The sequence below is a fragment of the Legionella hackeliae genome, from assembly GCF_000953655.1.
Taxonomy (GTDB): domain Bacteria; phylum Pseudomonadota; class Gammaproteobacteria; order Legionellales; family Legionellaceae; genus Tatlockia; species Tatlockia hackeliae.
Genome location: NZ_LN681225.1, coordinates 632,541 through 654,603, shown reverse-complemented (window position 1 = coordinate 654,603; position 22,063 = coordinate 632,541). Strand labels below are relative to the sequence as shown.

Below are 22,063 nucleotides of genomic sequence, written 5' to 3'. Positions count from 1 at the left end.
TTAAGTATAGTTCCTTAGCTCTTTGTGCGCCGAAATTATATTCTCTCATAAGCTTTTTGAATGTAACCATCTTGAGACAACATAACGGCGATAGGACGTGTGGCATCAAAATGCGCAAAAATAATCATCATCATTACTGTAATAGGCACCGACAAAAACATGCCCAAAATTCCCCATATTGCGCCCCATAGCGCAAGGGCAATTAAAATAACCAATGCACTTAAATTAAGTGATTTGCCTAAGAATCGCGGTTCAACCAGGTTACCAACAATAAATTGTATGGCGACAATTCCTGACGTAATAATGACAAAAGGCACCCAGCTTTGAAACTGTATTAATGCTAGTAACATAGGGAATGCCGTAGCAAGGATAGCGCCTATGTTGGGTATAAAATTGAGGAAGAAAATTAATAATGCCCAGAATTCTGCAAAATCCAGGTTGACCGATTTCATAATAATCCAACTTGCTATTGCAGTGATAAGACTAAGTAATGTTTTTAACCCCAAATAGGTTTGAGTGTCTTTAACGATGTGGGTGATAATGTTGTTGACTAATTGTCGATGACCTTTCTGAGGAATAAGGGCATTAAGTTTTTGGCGAAAGAAATGCTGCTCAACAAATAAAAAAATCACATACAACGCAATAAGAACAGCCGATCCTGTAATTGCCGTAAAAACCGCATAAATATTAACCAAAAGACGCTGCACACTTAGACCCTGCATAAAATTATCAACACTAGCCATAGTCTTAATATGAAAGCGTTTGTCCATATTATTAAAAATATTGGTTAAATTTTCTTGATACCTTGAGGACGCAGCGATAACGTCATTAACATTGTTGGTGATGATATCAATTAGAATTTTTACTAATAAGGCGACGACTAACAAGGCGAGAACCATGCTCAGCCAATTAGGTAAATGAGCACCTATAAATGGCGTACGCTGCACGGCGTTATGAATGGTATTTAACAAATGCCAGATAAAAATAGCAATCACTAATGGGATTAAAAGACTACGACCAGCAATCAGCAGATAGCCAATCAGGGAGACTAAAATCAAGCCTGCTGTAAACGTTATGATAGGATGTTTATTTTTATCCGCGAAGTTTTTTACCATGGTAAAGTCACAGGAAGCCATTTTCTGTTATTATCAATTTTTTTTAAGATAAATCATACTGTGTTGCAACAATCTTGCGAAATTTTATCTGGGGTCGGTCCTACAATGGCCACTAAATTGGCAAAGTGCGGCATTTATACCGTTGCCGACTTGCTATTTCATTTGCCCTACCGTTATCAAGATAGAACTCGAATTACCGCTATTTGTGATTTGCGCCCCAATGATTGGTGTGTGATAACAGGCAGAGTGTGCAAAACGGAAGTACAATACGGTAAACGCATGATGCTAAACTGTTATGTAGAAGATAAAACCGGCATCTTGAAACTGCGTTTTTTTCATTTTAATAAACAACAAATCAAAGCACTAAATGAAAGCAATTTTATACGCGCTTTCGGTGAAGTCCGAGTATTTGCCAATGTTCTCGAAATGATTCACCCTGAATATCAACTTTTGTCCAATGATAAAGAATGCGTCGTCGATGAAACGCTCACTCCAATCTATCCAACTACTCAAGGGCTTAGTCAAACTCGCTTACGCCAATTAGTTAAGATTGCCTTGAAAGATTTCCATGATAAATTGAACACTTTGGAATGGATGAGTCCAGAAGACATTTCATCTCACCATTTTTATTCGTTAGGAAAAGCAATTGAGCTTTTGCATAATCCACCTCCTGATACCTCTTTACTTGCACTTGAGGAAGGCAATCATCCCGCCCTGCAGCGTCTTGCTTTTGATGAATTATTAGCACAACGTTTGAGTTTGCAATTTGCAAGACGGCATCGCGAACAACTACTTGCACCGTTATTCTCTATTGAACAGCAGCTACGACAAGCATTTATTCACCAATTACCCTTCTTCCTCACCCAAGCTCAGCAACGAGTTAGCGAAGAAATAGCCTCCGACCTGGCGCAAACAAAACCAATGCTTCGTCTTGTGCAAGGGGATGTGGGTTCTGGCAAAACAGTAGTCGCAGCATTAGCTGCTTTACAGGCCATTGCGAGCGGCTATCAGGTTGCGTTTATGGCACCTACAGAATTATTGAGTGAGCAACATGCCACAAATCTTGACTTATGGCTCTCGAGGTTGGGAATAATCTGTTGTCGTCTCAATGGAAAAATGAAAACTGCTGAGCGTCGTGAAACACTGGCCAAACTAAAAAATGGTCAATGCCAACTGCTGATTGGCACTCATGCTTTATTCCAGGAAGAAGTCCAGTTCGCCAAACTTGGTTTAGTCATTATTGATGAGCAACATCGTTTTGGTGTAGAACAGCGGCTGTTATTACAACAAAAAGGACAAAAGGCCACTCTGATTCCTCACCAACTGTTAATGACAGCAACCCCTATTCCCAGAACCTTGGCTATGACCCAGTTTGCTCATCTTGATTTGTCAATTATTGATGAATTACCACCAGGACGTACACCTGTAAACACCGCCGTATTAAGTCAAGAAAAAAGAGAACCGGTCATCGAGCGATTGCAGGCAGCGATTGCCAGTGGACGTCAAGCGTATTGGGTGTGCACATTAATCGAAGAATCTGAAAAATTGCAATGTATGGCCGCGACAGCCACTTCACAAAATCTTCAACAACAATTACCCAATGCCAAAGTAGGTCTGGTTCACGGACGAATGAAAGCAGCAGAAAAAGAAGCGACTATGCTCGCTTTTAAAGAAGGTAAAATTGACTTGTTAGTAGCAACAACGGTGGTTGAAGTGGGCGTTGATGTTCCAAACGCCAGCCTCATGATTATTGAAAATGCCGAGCGTCTAGGTTTGTCCCAGTTGCATCAATTACGAGGTCGAGTAGGACGAGGCAGCGCGCAATCTCATTGTTTATTACTTTATCAATCCCCCCTATCTCAGCTTGGTGCTGAGCGCCTACGCGTTATGCGTTCCACGACAGATGGTTTTGTGATTTCCGAAAAAGATCTGCAGTTGCGGGGTGCAGGCGAAGTATTAGGAACACGTCAAACGGGCTACCATCAATTTAAAATCGCGAATTTACAACGTGATCAGGCTCTTCTCCCTCAAGTAGCAAAAACCGCTAAACAACTGGTTGAAGAAAAACCTCAGCTAGCACGTATAGTTGCCAAACGCTGGTTAGGTGAATTTGAGCAATTTTTACAAAGTTAGAAGATAGCGAAGTCTCTTTTTAAAAATATATAAAATTCTTGCAAGTCAAGACTGTTTTTTCATTTTTTCTTTGCTAAGATAGCTTTGCTAATCCTCCTGTACACTTCTTAACAGATTGTGGATAACTTTGTCGTATTTGACTATCTCTGAAACTAAATTTCTAACCATCTAGTTGCCTTAATCCTTTGTGGATGTAGCTTTCTATCTATTTTTTTAAATTTTAGTACTCGTGGGAATTATCCACAATTTTTGTGGATAATTCTGTGTACAGAATAAAAAACTCCTTGTAAAAGAACGGTTAGGTTAAACTGTTTGAGAATTCACCAAACCTGATCTTTAAACATTGCAATCCTCATCTGTTTAATCCCTTTAACTTGACCAACAGCGAGGAAAGGTTAAAATATTGGTCATTTTATCATCAGGTTTTCTCATGTCGTCAAAGCGTAAAGCTGTAGCATTGATCTCCGGTGGACTGGACTCCATGTTGGCAGTTAAAGTAATCCAGGACCAAGGCATTCACGTTGAAGGAATAAATTTTTATACGGGCTTTTGTCATTCAGGACACACCTCAGCCATTCGTAATCGAAAAACAGAAAAACCATTACGTAATGATGCACTCTGGGTTGCTGAGCAGCTGGGCATTCAACTACACATTATCGATATTGTTGAACCTTATAAAGAAATTTTACTAAAACCTAAGCACGGTTATGGCAAGAATGTGAATCCTTGTCTGGATTGTAAAATATTCATGGTCCAGGAAGCCTATAAGTGGATGTTAGAAAACAACTTTGATTTTATTATCACCGGTGAAGTTATAGGTCAGCGGCCCAAATCCCAACGCAGTGCTACCATGCCTTTAATTGCCGAGCAGTCCGGCGCGGACGATCGTTTATTACGTCCACTGTGTGCTAAATTACTTCCTGCGACCCTACCTGAACGTGAAGGATGGGTGAATCGTGAGGCCTTGTATGACTTTAAAGGCCGCAACCGCAAACCTCAATTAGGCCTGGCCGCGTCAATGGAAATTGAAGAATTTGCGCAACCTGCTGGTGGGTGCTGCGTGTTAACTGATGAAAATTATACTCGCCGTTTACGTGATATGTGGGACCATCGAGATACCCGCGATTATGAGCTTGAAGACATTATTCTGCTGAAAGCAGGCAGACACATACGTCCTTTGCCGCATTATAAAATGATTATTGCACGTGATGAGGCCGAAAGTAATTTTTTAACCGGATATCGCAAACAATTTATACACATGCAAATTAAAAATCATCGTGGTCCCATGATTCTCATTGAAGGACAACCAACTCCTGATGATTTGCACACCTGTGCACGTATAGCCGGCAGATTCTGTTCTGGTCGAGATGAGGCTTGCGTGGAAGTTGAATTAAATCATTTAGATGGACAGCAGCAAGTGTTGCAAGTACAACCTATACGGGCTGATGACATTCCGCGATCATGGTATTTATGAGGTTCTTATGGCGCATTATGATTTAGACGCTCGCCGACTTTTATGTCCGATGCCCGTGATTAAAACACAAAATATGGCGAAAAAACTCGCTCATGGTGATACATTAACCATCATTGCTACTGATCCTGGTTCTCAACATGATCTTCCTTGTTGGTGTAGGATTAATGGTCATAAACTCACTGAATGCAAAGAAGTTGATGGTGAAATACATATCACACTTGAATTAATTAAGGATTAGCAATGACTCAGCAGGATCGCTATCAACAGGCTAAAAAAATAACTCTTATTGGTGCTGTAATTAATGCGATTCTAGGATTTATCAAACTTATTGGCGGCATGCTTTTTCATTCTCATGCTTTAGTCGCTGATGGTATTCATTCTTTCTCCGATCTCTTTACTGACTTGATGGTGGTATTTGCTTCCAAGTACGGTAGCCAAGATGCCGATGAATCTCATCCTTATGGGCATCAACGCATCGAAACTGCAGCAACCTTACTGCTTGCTTTATTACTCATTCTTGCAGGAGCAGGTATCGCCTGGGATTCTATTAACGAAATAATTCGCGGCTCACATGACTATCCTGGATGGATAGCGCTTCCTATTGCCTTGTTGTCCGTACTTGCCAATGAACTGTTATTTCACTGGACTAATCATATAGGAAAGCGTATCCAATCTTCGCTGGTTATTGCAAATGCCTGGCATCATCGTTCAGATGCTGCATCATCTATTGTGGTTTCTCTAGGTCTGATTGGAACTATTTTGGGTTTCATTTACCTTGATGCGGTAGCAGCAATTATTGTTGGTGTCATGATTATTAAGATGGGCATTAGTTATGGCTGGGGTAGCGTTAAGGAGTTAATTGATACTGCCGTAGATCCTGAAACATTAAAAAAGATAGAAGATATTATTCAGGGTATCCATGGCGTTGAGCGAATTCATCAACTACGCAGTCGCTTAATGGGAGGTGACATTCTGGTTGATGTGCACATCCTTGTCTCCCCTTATATTTCAGTATCTGAAGGACATTATATTGCCCAGCATGTTCATCAAGCTCTTGTTACTCAACTTGAACGTGTAAAGGATGTGACGGTCCATGTCGACCCGGAAGACGATGAAATATCCTGCCCTTCACTGCACTTGCCAAGTCGCGATGCTTTACAAGAGCGGCTAATGCTTCATTGGCAAAAAAATTATCCGGAACTTTTAAATTGGACGATACATTACTTAGATGGCAAACTGACCATTGATTTGATTTTCTCACAAGAACATCCAAATTGGATTTCTCTTAAAGAACGCATTATTCACGACGTGGCTGCTGAAGAGTATCCCATAGGTGTACGCTTTTTTTGCCAACAAGGACATAGTTATCATGAAGAAACCTAACATCGTTGTTTTGGACTCAAAACCACTCATTAACGACGGCTTGTCTTTAGATGCACTTTACCAATTAGGCGAAGTGAGCCTGTACGATAAAACTCCAGAGGAATTGGTTATAGAGCGTGCTTTAGACGCAGAAATTATCCTTACCAACAAAGTCAAATTGCGTGAAAAACATTTTAGCCAACTACCACAACTTCGTTATATTGGAGAAACAGCAACAGGGGTTGATAATATTGATGTGAAAGCAGCAGCCAAACACAACATCATTGTCACGAATATTCCTGACTACAGTACCGATAGCGTTGCCCAGCATGTTTTTGCTTTATTGCTGACTCATACTAATCATATAGAAGCGCATAATCAATCCATTCAACGAGGTGATTGGCAATCTAATCCCTATTTTGCTTACTGGTTAAATCCTATTACCGAATTAGCGGGGATGACCTTGGGTTTAATGGGTTATGGCAGAGTGGCTCAAAAAGTTGCCTCAATAGCCAATACACTCGGCATGCGAGTGATTGCACACAAACCCACGCCCTTTTCTGATAATCTGGCAACCTGGGTCAGCGAAGAGGAGCTGTTAGCACAAAGTGACGTCTTAAGTTTGCATTGCCCATTAACCGAAGCGACTAAACATTTTATTAATGAAGACACACTTAAACACATGAAACCTGCAGCCATTCTTATTAACACAGGCCGAGGTGGCTTAATTAATGAATCTCATTTAGCACATGCCTTGAAAAAGAAACAAATAAGTGCAGCCTATCTAGATGTTCTTAGTGAAGAACCACCTGCGGCTGACAATCCTTTAATCGGTTTATCCAATTGTATTATTACACCGCACATTGCCTGGGCCTCAGTTGCTGCACGAAAACGCTTGCTAAATATAGTCTGTGAAAATATTATTCACTTTCTCAATGGGCAACCCATTAATGTAATACGTGCTTCATAAGGGGATGGGTGTATGGCTACGGCCACTTTAAAGATAATTTTTTCCGTAATTCTTTTCGTAGTGATTCTATTAGCCGGATGGTATCCCTTTAAAAAACGGGTCCAGGGAGATGGTCATATTGATTTTCCTATCGGCGAAACATTAGCTACTGGAGTTTTCCTTGGCGCAGCCTTATTGCATATGCTCCCGGAATCCAGTTTGTTATTTCATGAAATGGGTTATCACTATCCATTCGCCTTTATTATTACAGGTGCAGTCTTTTTACTCTTTTTATGGTTTGAGCATTTAGGGAAAGAGTTGTACCACCATCATGATGCGTCTCACCCTGCTTTTGCTATTCTTGCATGGGCCATGCTGTCGGTCCATTCCATTATGTTGGGGACAGCTCTAGGGTTAACTCATAGTAATTCCATGATGATTATGCTTTTTCTCGCCATTATTACGCATAAATGGGCAGAAAGTTTTGCAATTGCCGTGCAGCTTAACAAGAGCTCTTTAACGCGCAATCAGTGCTTCGGCTTTTTCTTAAGTTTTTGCTTAATGACACCGTTGGGTATTTTTATTGGTTGGTATTTCGGACATGGTGTAGAAACCAATTCGTTATTCGACCCTATTTTAATTTCTGCCTCAGCGGGTACGTTTCTCTATTTAGGAACCCTTCATGGTCTTGAGCGATGTGTAATGGTTGAGCGCTGCTGCAATTTACGAGATTTTAGTTTTGTGATCATAGGTTTCTTGCTGATGGCTTCGGTAGCAGCCTATGTCTAAATTTTTAACTCAGCAACCCATTATTCTTGCCTCCGCGTCTAAAATTCGTATACAACTTTTAACAAGCTTGGGAATTAACTTTGAGGTTATTCCAGCAGCTTGCGATGAGGAAGGGATTAAGAAAGTGTTGCGGACTGCGTCAATGCTTGAATTGGCGAATACTCTAGCGCGCTGTAAAGCACTTGAAGTTAGTAATCGCTATCCCGATCATTTTGTAATTGCTGCGGATCAACTTTGCATTATTGACGAAACTTATCTTGATAAACCACTCACCCACGCGGTTGCAGTGACACATCTTCGCCTGTTACAAGGAAAAATCCATCAACAATTGTCAGCTTACTGCATTGCAAAAGCAGGTCAGCTCATCTTGCAAAATCATGATGTCGCAAAGCTCACCATGCGTAAACTCAGTGATAGCACCATTGAAGCTTATTTAAAGCAAGATAAGCCCTACCAAAGCTGCGGCGCTTATCATTTTGAAGGCCAGGGCAAATGGCTATTTGACGACATCAACGGCTGCGAAAGCACCATCCTTGGTTTACCGTTAGTTCCCCTAACTCAGGCATTAATAAGCCTTGAAGTGGTTAGATTTGGTTAATTTGTAGTAAACTCTAGCATTGTGATTCATTGTTGAGTCAAACGAGCCAACCTACTCAATTGTGGCAATGACACAATTTACTATTGCGTCTGGCTCTGAAGTTGTAGATATTTGTTATATACTCTTCTTTATATGAGGAACTTGGAGCAAGGATATGGCTGAACGTACTTCAGGGAAAAAAAAGCCGGCACATAAAAAAGCGCTTGGTTTAATTAATAAACCTGAAAAAACAACAAATGCTAAACAAACCTATGATCGAATCGCTTGTGTATTTCAAGGTGGTGGCGCATTAGGAGCCTATCAGGTCGGTGCTTTTCGCGCTATTCATGAGCGTGGTTACCATCCCAATTTTCTTGCGGGTGTTTCTATTGGGGCCATCAATAGCGCCATTATTGCAGGCAATTCACGTGAAAATCAAATCGATAAATTATTTGAATTTTGGGATACCATTGCTCCAAAATTATGGCTCGATTTGCATACACACTCCCAGGCTCCAGGTGATATCCTGGATTGGACTCATCATCTCCATAACCGCTTCGGTGCCTTATATTCTGTTTTCTTTGGACTAGAGGGCTTTTTTAAACCAAGAATGATGCCACCAGGTCCTTTCACGCATGATACGCCAGACAAATTAAGTTATTACGATACCACCGAGTTACGCTCAACTTTAGAGCGTTTGATTGACTTTGATCGTATTAACGATAAAAAAGTCACTCTTTGTCTAGGAGCAGTCAATATTACTACAGGCGAAATGGAATTTTTTAATAATCAAATGATAACACTTACCGTGGATCACGTCATGGCCAGCGGCGCCTTGCCTCCAGGTTTCCCAGCAATAAAGATAGGAGATGATTATTATTGGGATGGTGGAATTTACGCAAATACTCCTCTGGTGACTGTTCTTGATGCGCTACCAGAATTAGATACCTTATGTTTTGTTGTTGATTGTTTCAGCTTACAAGGCCCCCTACCACACGATATGGACCAACTTGAGGAGCGTCAGAAAGATATTCGTTATGCCAGCCACTCCCGTCGCTTAACGAATGTTTACACCAGTCGACAAAATCTACAAGCTGCTATTAACTATTTAGGGAATAAATTACCACCAGACGTTAAATCGGATCCTGAGGTACAAAAAATTTTAGAGCTGGGCCATGAAAAACGTTTCAGTGTTGTGCATATCATCTATAACGGAACCCCTTATTCTCATTCTTTTAAAGACTATAATTTTATTCGTTCAGCAATTAATGTTCGTTTAAATACAGGATATAAGAATGCTATCGATGTTTTAAATAAACCCGAGTGGGAGAAGAAGTCAGATAAAAAACTCGCATGTTCGATTTACGGAGTTACTTCGGATTACTTTGAGCAACATTGATAATATTATTTAAATATTCATCAAAATAGTTTGAATTAATTTTGTCTTAATTATTTTGTTATAAAATAGGTCTATTTATTCAAAATAGTACTTATCATGCTCAACGAATTAAATTCCCAAGGTGCTACATTGTCAATCGATACAATGAGTGTTGTTGTCGACTACTATACTCAAAAAGCACGAAAAAAAGCGATTAATTTCAACTGCTTTGTTTTAGCGCGTGATAATGGCGACGGTGATGAGTTCCTTGATTTTCTCTCTATTCTTCAAGAAAACAAAGAACACTTTCCTGATTACACTCGATTTCAAGTGATGTTTCTAGACTCAGGACATTGGAGTGCTATGGATGTTCGAATTAAAAACGGTTGCCTCGAATTTTTTATTATCGATGCCGCAAACTCTCTACCTCAAGTATTAAGTGCTATTACCGCAATTCACGAGAAATGTCCCGACTCTCTGACGACTTACAGCGGTGGTTCAATGCAAGCTGATGAGGACAATTGTGCTTACTTTGCCTTAGAACACGCTTATGCTTTGGCCAAAATACCTGATCTTCATGATACTCTAAAAGAACATGTAAATACTGGAAAAATCGGTCCATTCAAAAACTATGTGAGCTTTATTGAATCTCTGATACACCAAGATACCAGAATTCTTAGAACACTTGCCCAAGACCGAGTATTAAATGCCGTAGATAAATTACAATATGTACCGACTATAAACTTCCCAAAACACTTTGGCTCTTTACTTAAACACATGCAACATTTAAGTATTTTTGATAACCATTTTGCCAAAAAGGGTTTTATCCGTCACAACAAAAAAACGTTAGATGCTTACATCAAAGATCATACTAAACCTTTCAAAAAAGATACTTACTCCCAGCCCCATGACAGGAATTTTTCGATTATTGACAAAATAGCCAAAATTAAAATGAATGTATTAGCCTATCTTAGTACAATTAATCATGCTGTTACTGCTATTTTAGAAAACAGAAAGAACTACACAAAAGAATTGCTTGCTTTACAAAAAAGATCGCCTAGTGCATTAGATACCAAGGAAGCCAAAAAAACTGCTGGTCAAGAAGAGACGTCCTCTAAATCGCAAAAAGCAATAGAATTAGATTATTTAACCTCATTACCAGCCATGATTCGTTTAAAAGAGGCAATTAGCGCATTGAAAACCCATGGTATCGAAGTTGCCAAGGAAGACGAAGAAAAAGGTCTAAAAGCACAGAAACTTGCTGAAAAGCTAGAAGAATCGGTAGCTATTTTTATCACGAGTAACAAGGGTAAGCCAAAAGCAGAAATCGATCTTGATACGTTCAAAAAAGGATTTTTTCCCCAAGATATCGATATGTCTGACCACCGCAAATTCTGGAAAGTAGGTTTGGCCAATGCCGCCATCGGATCAACGATTGTAGGTGCTTTTATACTTCTTATCAAAACTCTAGCGTCCGTGTGTAATCCGAAAATTTCACCTCTCTTTTTCTTTCAAACACAAAGAGAAAAGAAATTTGAGAATATCGTACATGAACTCAATGATTTATCCTTCAATTAATCAATAAGTATTCAATGTAATATCCAAGCTTTGAATAAGAAAAGGAGAGCCGTGAGAGGGGTCAGCCGTGACAACAAGGACGTTAAAATCAACTCTATTTCTTAGTTCAGGAATAAGGAAGGCTTGATGTACTCGCCAACAACTTGTCGCCTCGCAATCGGCAACAGTAACAACAGAGGGCACGATAGGTTGTGGATGGAGAATAATATGCTTTTCATTCATAAGTTCGACTTTGTCCCGAAAAAAAGCTTCCATTGGTCTCCAGGCAGTGGCCAAATAAAAACGACGAACATTTGCAGCCTCCGAAGCATCATCATGTTTACCAGCAACTAATGTTAGCATTAACGTTTGCTCAGTCCATTCACTAATTTCACTAATCGGGTAATCAGGATGAACTACATAAGCGACAGGAAAGGCAACCACAGGTGAGAACATAAGAGCAAATAAGAATAAAAGGTGGTAGCTACGAAGTCTTTTCATAATCACTCCCTTCCTGGTTTCTTATTCAAGCAACACGGTTGCAAAAAGCAACGGGGCATTATCAGTATAGCAGATGGATTTTATATAACATGAATAATGGCAATAAGTCTTTTGCAGATGTAAAATGCAATCCAGTTGAACTTGAAATCACTTCTACTGGATTGCTTCTCATAGTATAAAACTAGTGAAGCAAAGGTTAATTTTACTTCACTAGCTAGACAATATTACTTTTTAGGTTCAGGCATTTTTTCATTATGTCGAAACATTGCCGCTGGATTAGGATTCACAGGAATCATGGGTTTGCTGTTAGCACCAGACATCATTGGCTTGCTCTCAGGCATATTTATTTTATTGACTGGTGTCGTCATTTTGGATGCTGGCATGGCCACCTTGCTCTGAGGCATCATTTTGCTTGGCGTGCTTTTTTGTGCCGCTGAACTTGCAACTCTGGAAGTTGAAGTTTGTGGCTTTCTTGTTGCTGTAATAGCTTTAGCAACTTTGCTTGGTTTGCTAGCAGGCTTCTTCATTGATTTGGATTTTACTGTAGAAGATTTTGCTGCACTACCAGTAGCGCTCTTTTTCAACATTGGTTTTGCTTTTGGTTTCGCTTTTAGTGTTGAAGAAGATTTTGCTTTAGAAGCACCTGTTTTAGAAGAAGTCATTGCCTTCTTAGGTGCAGCCTTTTGACTTGAAGAAGTTGCTGATGCTTTTTTAGCAACAGACTTTTTCGCGCCAGAGGCTTTTGCTTTGGGTTTCGCTTTGGCTGGAGCGCTTTTAACAGCTCTTGTGGACATTGTTGATTTCGCTCTTTCAACCACAAGCTCGGAGTTTCTTCTCATTTCTTTAGAAACTAAAGCAAAAGCATTTTCTAAAATTTGAAAAGAGTGACGCATATAATCGAGCATTTGATGGCTATTTTCCATCGCAATTTTCATTTGATGGTCAATCATTCTATGAGGTTGTTGCCAAGAAGAAGAATTTTCCTCCGGCTTCATATAATGCAAATTCTGAAGCGTTTTAATATTTAGCTCCATCATTGCTTGAAATGGTTTATGCATTTCAGTCACTAAGGCAGCCCAACTTTTCAAATAATCCTGATTCATTTATTATCTCCATTTATGTTGCGTTGCACTAATGTCAGCCTAGCTGATAAATTTGAATTTTGCGAATTAATTTTGGATTTTTATAAAAAATTTTGATTTAATTCGCATTTTTGACTAAAAAAAAATCACATTGAAGTGGTAAGCACATTTGTATCCGCACAAAATGGTCCATCTATTGCGGAAGCAAATGGAGAACTGAAATGAGGGATTTCAGTGACCTTTAATTTTTCTTCTGATTCTTTTTTCGACGCATTTAACTCTTCCAACATCGATATATATGAGTGTTCTAATTCTTTAATCGTATGCGCAGGATTTGCAAAAATAACACTTTTTGTCGCTCTCACTGGATAAAGCCACTCACCAAGATCATTAAAAAAAGTGTGAGTCTTTGCAAAAGTTCGGTGCATAGAATGCGCTAGAGGAACATCCATTAACACTGCAATCCGATCCACTATCATATTGATAGTAAAGATCAATGCTTTAATCGGACTAGAAATGACTTTAAAACAAACATGCAAAAATTGGCTACCAGCAACAAGTATTCGATTCAAATCTGTAGTGATTTTGCTATACAAATCTCGCCCCGCATTTTTGATAGGCTCTAGCGGGGATGGATTTCCTAGAACCCATGCCAAGGGACTCAGAAAGAAAGCAAAAGCAAAACGTAATACTGCCGGGATGTAGGTAAGCGGAATCGAAAATAATTGAAATGCGATACTTGGTTCTTGTTCTGGATAAAGAATTTTTTTAAGAGAAGAAGCTTCCTCGACTGTAAACAATTGATCGATGTGTCTTCCTAACATAAATAACAGATCAGCCTCCAATTTTGGTAGCGTTTCAGCGTGCAATGATAACCAGGTTGCCATTTGCAAGCGTTTAATCGTTTTCTGTTGCGATTCGCCGAGGTTTTTAGAATTACCATGCTCCGTGCCATTAAAATTAATTTTAACAGGATGGAAATTTTCTGTGGGATTGTGATGAAACAATTCATAACTTCCAATGGCAAATTTTCCACCAATGAAAGGATAACTAGCCTCTGGTGTAGAGCCTAAGTCTTCTCGCAATATATCACTAAGCCCTGGAATTCTGTGTCCATGGATACCGTTAACCAGGACATACCCTAAGGTATAGGCCAACGCAAAATATGACGCATAGGTGAGAGGATCTTCAGCAACCTGTACAGCAACATTAGCACCAAGACTATCAGGGCCATGCACTACTGTATCCCAGCCACTAGCAAATACTTGAGCCTGTGTTGAACCACCTGCTAAAACAGCAGCAAACTTGCCTGCCCCCATACTGTAAGAAAAATTCGAAAACCAATTAACATAACTTGCACCAAAAAGAGAAGACGCCAGGGAAGGACAAACAATAGCAGCAGCTCCAGCAGCATACGCTGTTGTGAAGATCAAGCCTGCTACAGGGTCTTGGCCATAAATATTATGAGTAAAAACGGTAGCAAAACCATCCAAACCACGCACCATGGCGGTTAAAATATCATTCTGCTCACCCGCAGTTAAATGATAATCTGTTTTAGCAAGTTCGCTGACTACCTTAGATTCACTGTCTGGTTCAGGAAAATCCTTTAACAGTTGCTTTAATCGCCTCTCTTCTTCTTTAATAATACTAGCAATTTTATCTTCAGCGTCTTTAATCACTGCATCAACATCTTTCAACGATTTACTTGAATTCCAATCATTAAAGATGTCATTGGGAATATGAAAAAGCTCTGTTCCCAAATTCCGAATGCCCTTGAAGCAATCGACTAATGCATGCAATGCTGCCTTGAGAAACTTAACAGGTTTTAAAAAGAGTGGTTCATTAGGTTCGGCTTTTTCTCTTAGCTCTTTTGCTACAAGATGAAATTTTTTATTTTTCCATGTTTCTTCTTCCCAGGGATGGGTGTAGGTTAACATGCCTTTAAAAATATTAAATACAAAATAGAAAGCACTTTTAATCGCTGCCCCAAAATTGCGATGAAGTTGCCAATTGGTTGCAGTAATCAAAGTTAAAGGTTCACTTCCCAGATGATTCTTAATACGAGGATTTTTAGAGTCGCTGCAATCAAGAGTATCCCAGCCCTCAATAAAACTTATGCCGAGTAGTACTTGACGCTGCCGAGCCGGCGTTAAATTATCTTGACCAAAATCATAGGTAACATTGCCATTTTGACTACTATATAGCCCATGATGTTCCGCACGAACCGCATTTCTTAGATCAACACTGTAATCATCAAGTTCCTTGCGAGCATCCTCTATGCAATCATTTAAGCTACCTCGTGTCAGAGCAAATCGTCTTTTTTTGCTGTAAGTGACATCCTGGTTAATGCCTTGCATTTGGTATAGGTTTTCCAGCATGCGTTCTTTGACAAAGCTTAAAACCGAATACTCACCTCTAGCGCGATTATAGTCACGTAGTGCCTGTGTATCCTTAGAAAACTTCTCAGTCATTTGCTGTCGATAAGATTCGGCGTTAGTAATTTCATCAGAAATATCTTGCTGTAACTGCCTTATTGCAAGCGGATCAAGCTCAGTTAATTGAGTATTTGCAAAATGTGTTTCAAGATTATGACGGATATCAACTAATTGCTGGATATAACGTCCAATAGCGTCCTGATAAGTTGCGAGCGAATTGTCCCGATTCACTAATGACTCCAATTCCTGTAATGCTTCGCAGCGCTGTTGGTAGTGGTCAAGAAGCTGAATTTTGAATTGTTGAGTATTACTTACCATGCCTTTGGCAATTCGTTCATGCGCAGTAACGCGATATCGACCCAATGTGGAAATGACCTTTCCCGTTAAGGATTGCGTGCTCACAATCCCCCAGCGCACTGCTTTTTTTAAGTTCTCAGGACTGGTTTGCCACTGAAACGAATAGGGCTCCTCATTTTTACTGATAAAATTAACTTGGTGTTCGCTATATTTACAGATCGTTTTCTCAAAAAAGTCCGCTCTAGCTGCAGCGCCTATCCAGGGGACTGCAGAAACAGCAGGTAAAAGAAGGGTTTTCGCGTCATTCACTAAAAAATGTTGATATTGTTTTAAGTTGTTTTTAATCAGAAGTTTTTTAGCACTGTCAGGAAGCATAAGAATCAGTTAATTAGAGCCCAATTGCGCAATATTTTAACAGATTTCTATTAATAAAGTCTTAAATAGGACGTTAATAATCATTACAACTTTGTAAAATAATTAATTTTTGTGCGAATAATCTCATCAAAACAATTAATCAATTTTTGTTATCAACGAACAATTCTTTTTTAAATCAGATTGCCAATATTGACCACAGCATGTATATTATAAGACCATAAGATCGCTCAATGATTGAGTCTCCAATCTCTTGTGCACTTCATAGAGGACGACAAATTTTTCCAAGCATAAAAATCTGCGGTAACTACTAGCTCTTTAAATTAGGGCTTGCTGCGCTTAACTGAGGAATGTCCTATGTATAGACTATTATCTAAAAATCCTGGTATTCAAATACCTTCTTTTAGAAATTACTCTGTTTCCCTTAAAGAGTTTAGCCTTGCTAATCTCTCAGCGCATAAAGGAAAAATTCTTCGAGTCTCACTAGCGGATAAAAATCAGGTGCAAAGTTGTTATGAGGACATTTATCAGGAAATTATATTGCCCCATAAAAATTCCCTGTTTATTGGTACCATTCCCACAGTTCGCTATAGCAAAGATTATTTGCAAACTATTTATCCGGGTCATAACTTCTCATTTATTACCGATAATATGGGTAAAGTTTCTGCATCTGTCAGCAAAAGACCAGATACCAACAAGCCAATAGCCGTGCAAAAACGTATTAACGATAAACGCCTGGAATCTTTCCCTGCTGTTTTTAATTTATATGAACCACACTACACCTCTTTACCTGAGGATTTAAAGAAATGGCTTGAACGAGCTAAATTAGTGTCTGGTTGCTGTTTATTTTTTCAAATTTTTCCTTTAGCTCCTGAGCTTGGTCTGTCTCCTCATAAATACAAAGCCAATGTTAATGGTTTATTACAAGACAAAATACCCTACAGCTTGTTTAGTTGGATTCATCCTACGGATGCCGAGCGAATCATTCGGGCAAGTAATTGTAATAGTGCCATTCAAAAAGCAATTTTTGGCGAGGATATTCATGAGGTACAAGATATGTTTTGTCAGGAAGCAGCGATGACCATAGGCAGGGAATTAGCAAAGAGCGCAGAGTATGAAAAGGCAGTCGAATTTTTGCAACTTAACCAAGGTATTGAAAAATCAAGTTTGACCTCTGAAAATTATTTGCCTATTTTTACGGCTTAGTGTCGCTTTAGATTTGGTTGCAATCCCTTGCAACCATCCATGTTTAAAGTTTTTCTAATACGTCCTGAAGATGCTTAACGGGTTGTACTTCCATATCAATATTTTGTTTAGGTGCATTGGCAAAAGGAACAATAGCCCGCTTAAATCCATGTTTCGCCGCTTCACGTAATCGCTCTTGTCCACTTTGTACAGGCCTTATCTCACCCGCCAAGCCCACCTCACCAAAAATAATTGTTTCCCTATCAAACACACGATTTCGCAAACTTGAAATAACAGCAGCTAATAACGCTAAATCACTGCCCGTTTCAGTGACTTTTACGCCTCCTACCACATTGATGAATACATCTTGATCGAAGGTTGCAATGCCACCATGCCGGTGTAATACAGCAAGTAAAATAGCAAGTCGATTATGCTCAAGTCCTGCGGTGATACGTTTTGCTTGCTGTCCATGTGCTTCATCGACCAAGGCTTGCACCTCAACAAGCATCGGACGTGATCCCTCCCAGGTCACCATCACAGCGCTTCCTGGAGTAGGATCTGGCTGACGCGACAAAAAAATCGCAGAAGGATTAGCGACCTCTTTTAAACCGCGGTCTGTCATTGCGAAAACACCTAATTCATTAACAGCACCAAAACGATTTTTTATCGCGCGAATCACACGAAAACGGCTATCACTTTGTCCTTCGAAATATAAAACACTATCTACCATGTGTTCTAAAACTCGAGGCCCTGCCAATGCCCCCTCTTTGGTGACATGACCGACAATAAATACTGCGGTTTGTGTTGTCTTAGCAAAACGAACTAACTGGGCTGCAGATTCCCGAACCTGCCCAACCCCTCCAGGAGCTGAGCTTAGTGTCTCTGTAAAAATTGTTTGTACGGAATCAATCACCATAATACGCGGCATTTCCTTTTGAGTGTGGGCGATAATTGCTTCAACCTGTGTTTCAGCAAGTAAACGCAGACCAGCCATTGGCAATTGTAACCGCTTGGTTCGCATAGCAACTTGTTGTAAAGACTCTTCCCCTGTAACATACAATACTTTCTGGCTTTGCGAGAGATTGGCCAGGGTTTGTAATAATAGAGTGGATTTACCTATTCCAGGATCACCTCCAATCAACACTACTGACCCATCAACCAAGCCGCCACCTAAGACACGATTTAATTCCGACAAGCCGCAGTCCATCCTCACTTCACTATCAAGGATCACATCTTCAACTGAAGTCACCGTCGAGCGTTGATTGGCATAATGACCCACACGAGGATTACGTGCATTGGCAACAGAAATATTTTCCTCACCGACTGAATTCCAGGCACCACATTGGGTACACTGCCCCGCCCATTGTGAAAAAGTGGCAGCACACTGGTTACAAATAAATTGGGTTTTTGTTTTCATTTTGTAAGGTTGCTATTGAAAGTAATAGCACGGATCCTGCATGAATCTAAAGGGCAGTGCAACTATTCATGACCCTATCTACTTGATTCCCTTGTTAAAATAATTTTCTCACTTTAGAATTTGAAAAATTAATTTTAATTTACCGGCATATGCATAACAAAACTTTCCAATGGGCTGTAGTTGGAGCAGGACCCGCAGGGATTGCTGCTATAGGTAAATTACTTGATGCTAAAGTCAAAGCCACCGACATTCTATGGCTAGATCCAGCTTTTAAAGTAGGCGATTTAGGACAACTTTGGCATAACGTTTCCAGCAATACCAATGTTAAGCGTTTTCTCGATTTTTTAAACGACGTAGACTCGTTTTCTTATTCTAAAGCACCAGCTGATTTTAAACTCAATCATCTGGCTCCAGAAGATACCTGCTGCTTAGATGAAATTGTAAAGCCTCTGCAATGGGTTACTAATCATCTTATCCAGAAAGTAGTTACAGAGCCGGCAATAATACACAGTATGGCTTTAACCAAACGAACTTGGAATCTTTGTACTAACTCACAAACATTTAAAGCAAGAAATGTCATTTTAGCGACAGGCGCTGTGCCATCCAGTCTCAATTACCCTGGTGTTGATGTCATCCCATTCGATACCGCTATTGATAAAAAACGTTTAGCGGCTACCGTAGATAACGAGGAAACTTATGCGGTGTTTGGCTCTTCTCATTCAGCCATTATTATTGTGCAATATTTAGTAGAGCTAGGCGTCAAGAAAATCATCAATTTTTATCGTTCTCCTTGCCGTTATGCTATTGATATGGGTGACTGGATTTTATTTGATAATACAGGACTCAAAGGTCAAACAGCAGCATGGGCGAGAGAAAATATTGACGGAACCTTACCGACCAATCTTGTCCGTTACAACACCACTGAAACCAATATCGCTCGCTATTTACCAGAATGTAATAAAGTGATTTATGCAGTCGGCTTTGAAAAGCGTAAACATCTCATCATTGGTGATTATGAAGATACAAGCCATAATCCCTACGTGGGTATTATAGGTCCTGGACTTTTTGGTTTAGGCATTGCCTATCCCGAACTGCGGGCTGATCCTTCTGGTAATATCGAATCTCAAGTCGGTTTATGGAAATTTATGGTGTATCTAACTCGAGTGATGCCTTTTTGGTTTAAATATCCCGCTTAATTTAACCCCATTTGCCAGATAATTGTTTGAGACTTAGCCTTCAAGTATACTTCAAGCATTTCTCAATTGCAGGCGGTGCTTCTATGACTAAACCCATTCATTTTGAAAAATCCATGGCAGAACTTGAAGAAATTGTTATGCAACTTGAAAAAGGTGAATTGACATTAGAGGATTCATTAAAACAATTTGAGAAAGGAATTACTCTTGCACGTAAATGTCAGGAAGTTCTAAATCAGGCAGAACAAAAAATTGAATTGCTCGCGATGTCTGAAATCAACAGCGGTAATACCGCGAATGATTAACAAGGCAATTAGTCAATACTTAGCACATTATGAACGCTTTTTGAATGAATTGATTTCTCAGGCAGATATCCCCGCTAAACGAATAAAAGAAGCCACGCTCTATAGTTTATTTCCAGGCGGTAAACGGCTAAGGCCTGTACTTGTCTATTTATGTGGGGAAATTACAGGAGTTGGCCAATCCAGTCTTGACGTTATGGCTTCAGCAATTGAATTGATTCATTGTTATTCATTGGTGCACGATGATTTGCCCGCTATGGATAATGATGACTTTAGACGCGGCAAACCCAGCTGTCATAAAACTTTTGATGAGGCAACGGCGGTGTTGGTTGGTGATGGATTACAACCTTTAGCTGTTGATATTTTACTCACTTATTTACCTAACTATTTAACCCCCTCACAGGTGCTTCATGTTACTCATGAACTAGTGAAGGCAAGTGGTCCTTCAGGAATGGTCAGCGGTCAAAGCCTTGATCTTTCCGAACTCTCCAATCCTGCGACCAGTGAGGAAACATTACGCTTCATTCATTCGCTTAAAACAGGTAAGCTGATTTCCGCCTGTTTTAAAATGGTATTAGCTGCCAGTTCAGTTCCCTTCACGGTAAGTAATGCTTTACTGACGTTTGCAGACCATCTTGGATTGGTTTTCCAAATGCAGGATGATTATCTTGATCACTACGCAGAGGCTAGTCAATTAGGCAAGGGCCGAGCATCAGATGTTGCAAACAAAAAACTAACGTTTGCTACACTCTACAGTCAAAAAGAATTATTCGATTTAATAACCAACCACTTCCAGCAAGCCAAAGCTTCCCTCCTCCCCTTAGGGGAAAAGGCAACTAATTTACTGGAGTTAGCTGAGTATATACAACAGCGTAGTGTTTTATAATCTACGCCCTCCATATACCTATGCCCCGCGACTTGCCCCAAGTTCATGAAACATTGATAACGTACTAGATTCCGCGGTCGAGCCGCGGAACGTTGAGCAGGCTTAATGCTTAAAGGTTTTATAAAGTCCTGTCGCTCACAAAGACGTAGATTTTGTTAGGCATCAAGACATTATTTCCCTAAAAGGCAACAACACGATCAGTTTTCTTCAGCCATGCCTTCAATATAGTCAAGCTCTACCTCTTCCAGCTCAAACTCATTTAGCGCCAAATCATCTTGCATATGCTGCTGGTTGGTTGTTCCTGTAAGAGGAAGAATATTCTTTTGTAATGCAAAGCGAAAAATAATTTGAGGAATGGTTTTATTATATTTGGCGACCAGTGCTTTCATAAGTGGTGTCAAAAGATGGTTATAATTCGCGGTTAGCAAGGAAAAACCTTGATAAATAATTGCATGCTTTTTGCAGAACTCTCTTATTTCTTTATCCCATCCTTGAGTAGCAAAACAACGATTTTGCACAAACGTTGGTTTAATGGCAGCTTTTTGATGAAGTGATTGCAATTGCGAGAAACTGACATTCGATATACCCAGAAAATTCACTTTTTTAGTATTCACTAATTGTTCCATAGCTCCCCATGCCTCCCAATCCTCATGACAAAGTCCTACAGTAAAATAAGGTCCATGAAGGATATACGAATCGATATGGCTGGTTTGTAAATGTTGCAATGAACTCATAAACGATTGAGTAACTTGCTCTTGAATGGTGGCATTTTCATCGTAAGGTTTACGCTCATCCTGACCTGTCGCAAAGGTAAATTTTGTTTGAAGGAATAAATCCTCTCGGGTTTTATCACTATTTTTCAAAAATTCCTGCAACCCAAGCCCTACCCCCTCTTCAAAATAATGTTTACGTTGATTGGCCGTATCAATTCCTTCAAAGCCAGCCTGCAAAGCCTCACAGGTTAATTTTGCCGTATTTTGCTCTTTCCATGCTGTACCATAAAGCATGAAAGGAATAGATTGTGAATGAATGTGTTTTTTAAAATATTCTAGTGTCATG

Annotated in this window: 19 protein-coding genes; 13 read left to right on the top strand and 6 right to left on the bottom strand. The window is 39.8% G+C overall.

Annotated elements, in window-relative coordinates:
* Nucleotides 1-35: 35 nt before the first annotated feature.
* On the bottom strand, nt 36-1,136 hold the full coding sequence (locus tag LHA_RS03020; RefSeq protein ID WP_045105222.1) for an AI-2E family transporter: 1,101 nt from the start codon (nt 1,134-1,136) through the stop codon (nt 36-38).
* A 39-nt stretch (nt 1,137-1,175) separates the two neighbouring features.
* On the opposite strand from LHA_RS03020, the gene recG reads away from it, so the two are divergent.
* The 9 genes from recG (at nt 1,176) to LHA_RS02975 (ending at nt 11,355) form a co-directional block, all read left to right on the top strand.
* The gene (recG, locus tag LHA_RS03015; RefSeq protein WP_045107367.1) at nt 1,176-3,248 is read left to right on the top strand and encodes an ATP-dependent DNA helicase RecG; all 2,073 of its coding nucleotides are present in this window, start codon (nt 1,176-1,178) and stop codon (nt 3,246-3,248) included.
* A gap of 430 nt (nt 3,249-3,678) precedes the next feature.
* Complete coding sequence (locus LHA_RS03010) at nt 3,679-4,722, top strand: tRNA (5-methylaminomethyl-2-thiouridylate)-methyltransferase (RefSeq protein ID WP_045105221.1); 1,044 nt, start codon at nt 3,679-3,681, stop codon at nt 4,720-4,722.
* A 7-nt stretch (nt 4,723-4,729) separates the two neighbouring features.
* Nucleotides 4,730-4,960 carry a sulfurtransferase TusA family protein gene (locus tag LHA_RS03005; RefSeq protein ID WP_045105220.1) on the top strand — a complete coding sequence of 77 codons (231 nt, stop codon included), beginning with the start codon at nt 4,730-4,732 and terminating at the stop codon, nt 4,958-4,960.
* Nucleotides 4,961-4,962: 2 nt separating this feature from the next.
* On the top strand, nt 4,963-6,105 hold the full coding sequence (locus LHA_RS03000; protein ID WP_045105219.1) for a cation diffusion facilitator family transporter: 1,143 nt from the start codon (nt 4,963-4,965) through the stop codon (nt 6,103-6,105).
* Nucleotides 6,092-7,054, top strand: a complete 963-nt coding sequence (locus LHA_RS02995) for a D-2-hydroxyacid dehydrogenase (RefSeq protein ID WP_082060268.1) — start codon at nt 6,092-6,094, stop codon at nt 7,052-7,054. Before LHA_RS03000 ends, LHA_RS02995 begins: the two co-directional genes overlap by 14 nt.
* A gap of 12 nt (nt 7,055-7,066) precedes the next feature.
* A complete protein-coding gene (locus tag LHA_RS02990; protein WP_045105218.1) occupies nt 7,067-7,822 on the top strand; it encodes a ZIP family metal transporter in 756 nt (251 codons plus the stop codon).
* Nucleotides 7,815-8,420, top strand: a complete 606-nt coding sequence (locus LHA_RS02985) for a Maf family protein (RefSeq protein ID WP_045105217.1) — start codon at nt 7,815-7,817, stop codon at nt 8,418-8,420. Before LHA_RS02990 ends, LHA_RS02985 begins: the two co-directional genes overlap by 8 nt.
* A gap of 154 nt (nt 8,421-8,574) precedes the next feature.
* Nucleotides 8,575-9,798 carry a patatin-like phospholipase family protein gene (locus LHA_RS02980; RefSeq protein ID WP_045105216.1) on the top strand — a complete coding sequence of 408 codons (1,224 nt, stop codon included), beginning with the start codon at nt 8,575-8,577 and terminating at the stop codon, nt 9,796-9,798.
* A 96-nt stretch (nt 9,799-9,894) separates the two neighbouring features.
* Nucleotides 9,895-11,355 (top strand): hypothetical protein, encoded by a 1,461-nt coding sequence (locus LHA_RS02975; protein ID WP_045105215.1) that lies wholly within the window; start codon nt 9,895-9,897, stop codon nt 11,353-11,355.
* On the opposite strand, the gene LHA_RS02970 is transcribed toward LHA_RS02975, so the two are convergent.
* The 3 genes from LHA_RS02970 to LHA_RS02960 all read right to left on the bottom strand — a co-directional run bounded on the left by LHA_RS02970 (nt 11,356) and on the right by LHA_RS02960 (nt 16,024).
* On the bottom strand, nt 11,356-11,835 hold the full coding sequence (locus tag LHA_RS02970) for a hypothetical protein (protein ID WP_045105214.1): 480 nt from the start codon (nt 11,833-11,835) through the stop codon (nt 11,356-11,358).
* Nucleotides 11,836-12,059: 224 nt separating this feature from the next.
* Nucleotides 12,060-12,869 carry a hypothetical protein gene (locus LHA_RS17090; RefSeq protein WP_193392401.1) on the bottom strand — a complete coding sequence of 270 codons (810 nt, stop codon included), beginning with the start codon at nt 12,867-12,869 and terminating at the stop codon, nt 12,060-12,062.
* Between the two features lie 194 nt (nt 12,870-13,063).
* A complete protein-coding gene (locus tag LHA_RS02960) occupies nt 13,064-16,024 on the bottom strand; it encodes a hypothetical protein (protein ID WP_045105213.1) in 2,961 nt (986 codons plus the stop codon).
* A gap of 354 nt (nt 16,025-16,378) precedes the next feature.
* Between LHA_RS02960 and LHA_RS02955 the strand changes: the two genes are divergently transcribed.
* The gene (locus LHA_RS02955) at nt 16,379-17,227 is read left to right on the top strand and encodes a hypothetical protein (protein ID WP_045105212.1); all 849 of its coding nucleotides are present in this window, start codon (nt 16,379-16,381) and stop codon (nt 17,225-17,227) included.
* Nucleotides 17,228-17,270: 43 nt separating this feature from the next.
* On the opposite strand, the gene radA is transcribed toward LHA_RS02955, so the two are convergent.
* Nucleotides 17,271-18,623 (bottom strand): DNA repair protein RadA, encoded by a 1,353-nt coding sequence (gene radA, locus LHA_RS02950; protein ID WP_045105211.1) that lies wholly within the window; start codon nt 18,621-18,623, stop codon nt 17,271-17,273.
* 149 nt (nt 18,624-18,772) lie between these two features.
* On the opposite strand from radA, the gene LHA_RS02945 reads away from it, so the two are divergent.
* The 3 genes from LHA_RS02945 (at nt 18,773) to LHA_RS02935 (ending at nt 21,004) form a co-directional block, all read left to right on the top strand.
* Nucleotides 18,773-19,819: an FAD-dependent oxidoreductase gene (locus LHA_RS02945; RefSeq protein WP_045105210.1), complete on the top strand. Its 1,047-nt coding sequence runs from the start codon at nt 18,773-18,775 to the stop codon at nt 19,817-19,819.
* Nucleotides 19,820-19,902: 83 nt separating this feature from the next.
* Nucleotides 19,903-20,121 (top strand): exodeoxyribonuclease VII small subunit, encoded by a 219-nt coding sequence (locus LHA_RS02940; RefSeq protein WP_045105209.1) that lies wholly within the window; start codon nt 19,903-19,905, stop codon nt 20,119-20,121.
* A complete protein-coding gene (locus tag LHA_RS02935) occupies nt 20,114-21,004 on the top strand; it encodes a polyprenyl synthetase family protein (RefSeq protein ID WP_045105208.1) in 891 nt (296 codons plus the stop codon). The genes LHA_RS02940 and LHA_RS02935 overlap by 8 nt, the downstream gene beginning before the upstream one ends.
* Nucleotides 21,005-21,201: 197 nt before the next feature.
* Here the strand turns inward: LHA_RS02935 and LHA_RS02930 are convergent, their stop codons facing one another.
* Nucleotides 21,202-22,062 carry an aldo/keto reductase family protein gene (locus tag LHA_RS02930; protein ID WP_045105207.1) on the bottom strand — a complete coding sequence of 287 codons (861 nt, stop codon included), beginning with the start codon at nt 22,060-22,062 and terminating at the stop codon, nt 21,202-21,204.
* Nucleotide 22,063: the final 1 nt, after the last annotated feature.

Bases quoted from the DNA above. Each gene is read 5' to 3' on its own strand.
- LHA_RS03010 (WP_045105221.1), top strand. From the start codon at position 3,679: ATGTCGTCAAAGCGTAAAGCTGTAGCATTGATCTCCGGTGGACTGGAC.
- LHA_RS02955 (WP_045105212.1), top strand. From the start codon at position 16,379: ATGTATAGACTATTATCTAAAAATCCTGGTATTCAAATACCTTCTTTT.
- LHA_RS02945 (WP_045105210.1), top strand. From the start codon at position 18,773: ATGCATAACAAAACTTTCCAATGGGCTGTAGTTGGAGCAGGACCCGCA.
- LHA_RS02980 (WP_045105216.1), top strand. From the start codon at position 8,575: ATGGCTGAACGTACTTCAGGGAAAAAAAAGCCGGCACATAAAAAAGCG.
- radA (WP_045105211.1), bottom strand. From the start codon at position 18,623: ATGAAAACAAAAACCCAATTTATTTGTAACCAGTGTGCTGCCACTTTT.
- LHA_RS02960 (WP_045105213.1), bottom strand. From the start codon at position 16,024: ATGCTTCCTGACAGTGCTAAAAAACTTCTGATTAAAAACAACTTAAAA.
- LHA_RS03020 (WP_045105222.1), bottom strand. From the start codon at position 1,136: ATGGCTTCCTGTGACTTTACCATGGTAAAAAACTTCGCGGATAAAAAT.
- LHA_RS02995 (WP_082060268.1), top strand. From the start codon at position 6,092: ATGAAGAAACCTAACATCGTTGTTTTGGACTCAAAACCACTCATTAAC.
- LHA_RS03005 (WP_045105220.1), top strand. From the start codon at position 4,730: ATGGCGCATTATGATTTAGACGCTCGCCGACTTTTATGTCCGATGCCC.
- LHA_RS02990 (WP_045105218.1), top strand. From the start codon at position 7,067: ATGGCTACGGCCACTTTAAAGATAATTTTTTCCGTAATTCTTTTCGTA.
- LHA_RS17090 (WP_193392401.1), bottom strand. From the start codon at position 12,869: ATGGAGCTAAATATTAAAACGCTTCAGAATTTGCATTATATGAAGCCG.
- LHA_RS03000 (WP_045105219.1), top strand. From the start codon at position 4,963: ATGACTCAGCAGGATCGCTATCAACAGGCTAAAAAAATAACTCTTATT.
- LHA_RS02935 (WP_045105208.1), top strand. From the start codon at position 20,114: ATGATTAACAAGGCAATTAGTCAATACTTAGCACATTATGAACGCTTT.
- LHA_RS02975 (WP_045105215.1), top strand. From the start codon at position 9,895: ATGCTCAACGAATTAAATTCCCAAGGTGCTACATTGTCAATCGATACA.
- LHA_RS02970 (WP_045105214.1), bottom strand. From the start codon at position 11,835: ATGAAAAGACTTCGTAGCTACCACCTTTTATTCTTATTTGCTCTTATG.
- LHA_RS02940 (WP_045105209.1), top strand. From the start codon at position 19,903: ATGACTAAACCCATTCATTTTGAAAAATCCATGGCAGAACTTGAAGAA.
- LHA_RS02985 (WP_045105217.1), top strand. From the start codon at position 7,815: ATGTCTAAATTTTTAACTCAGCAACCCATTATTCTTGCCTCCGCGTCT.
- LHA_RS02930 (WP_045105207.1), bottom strand. From the start codon at position 22,062: ATGACACTAGAATATTTTAAAAAACACATTCATTCACAATCTATTCCT.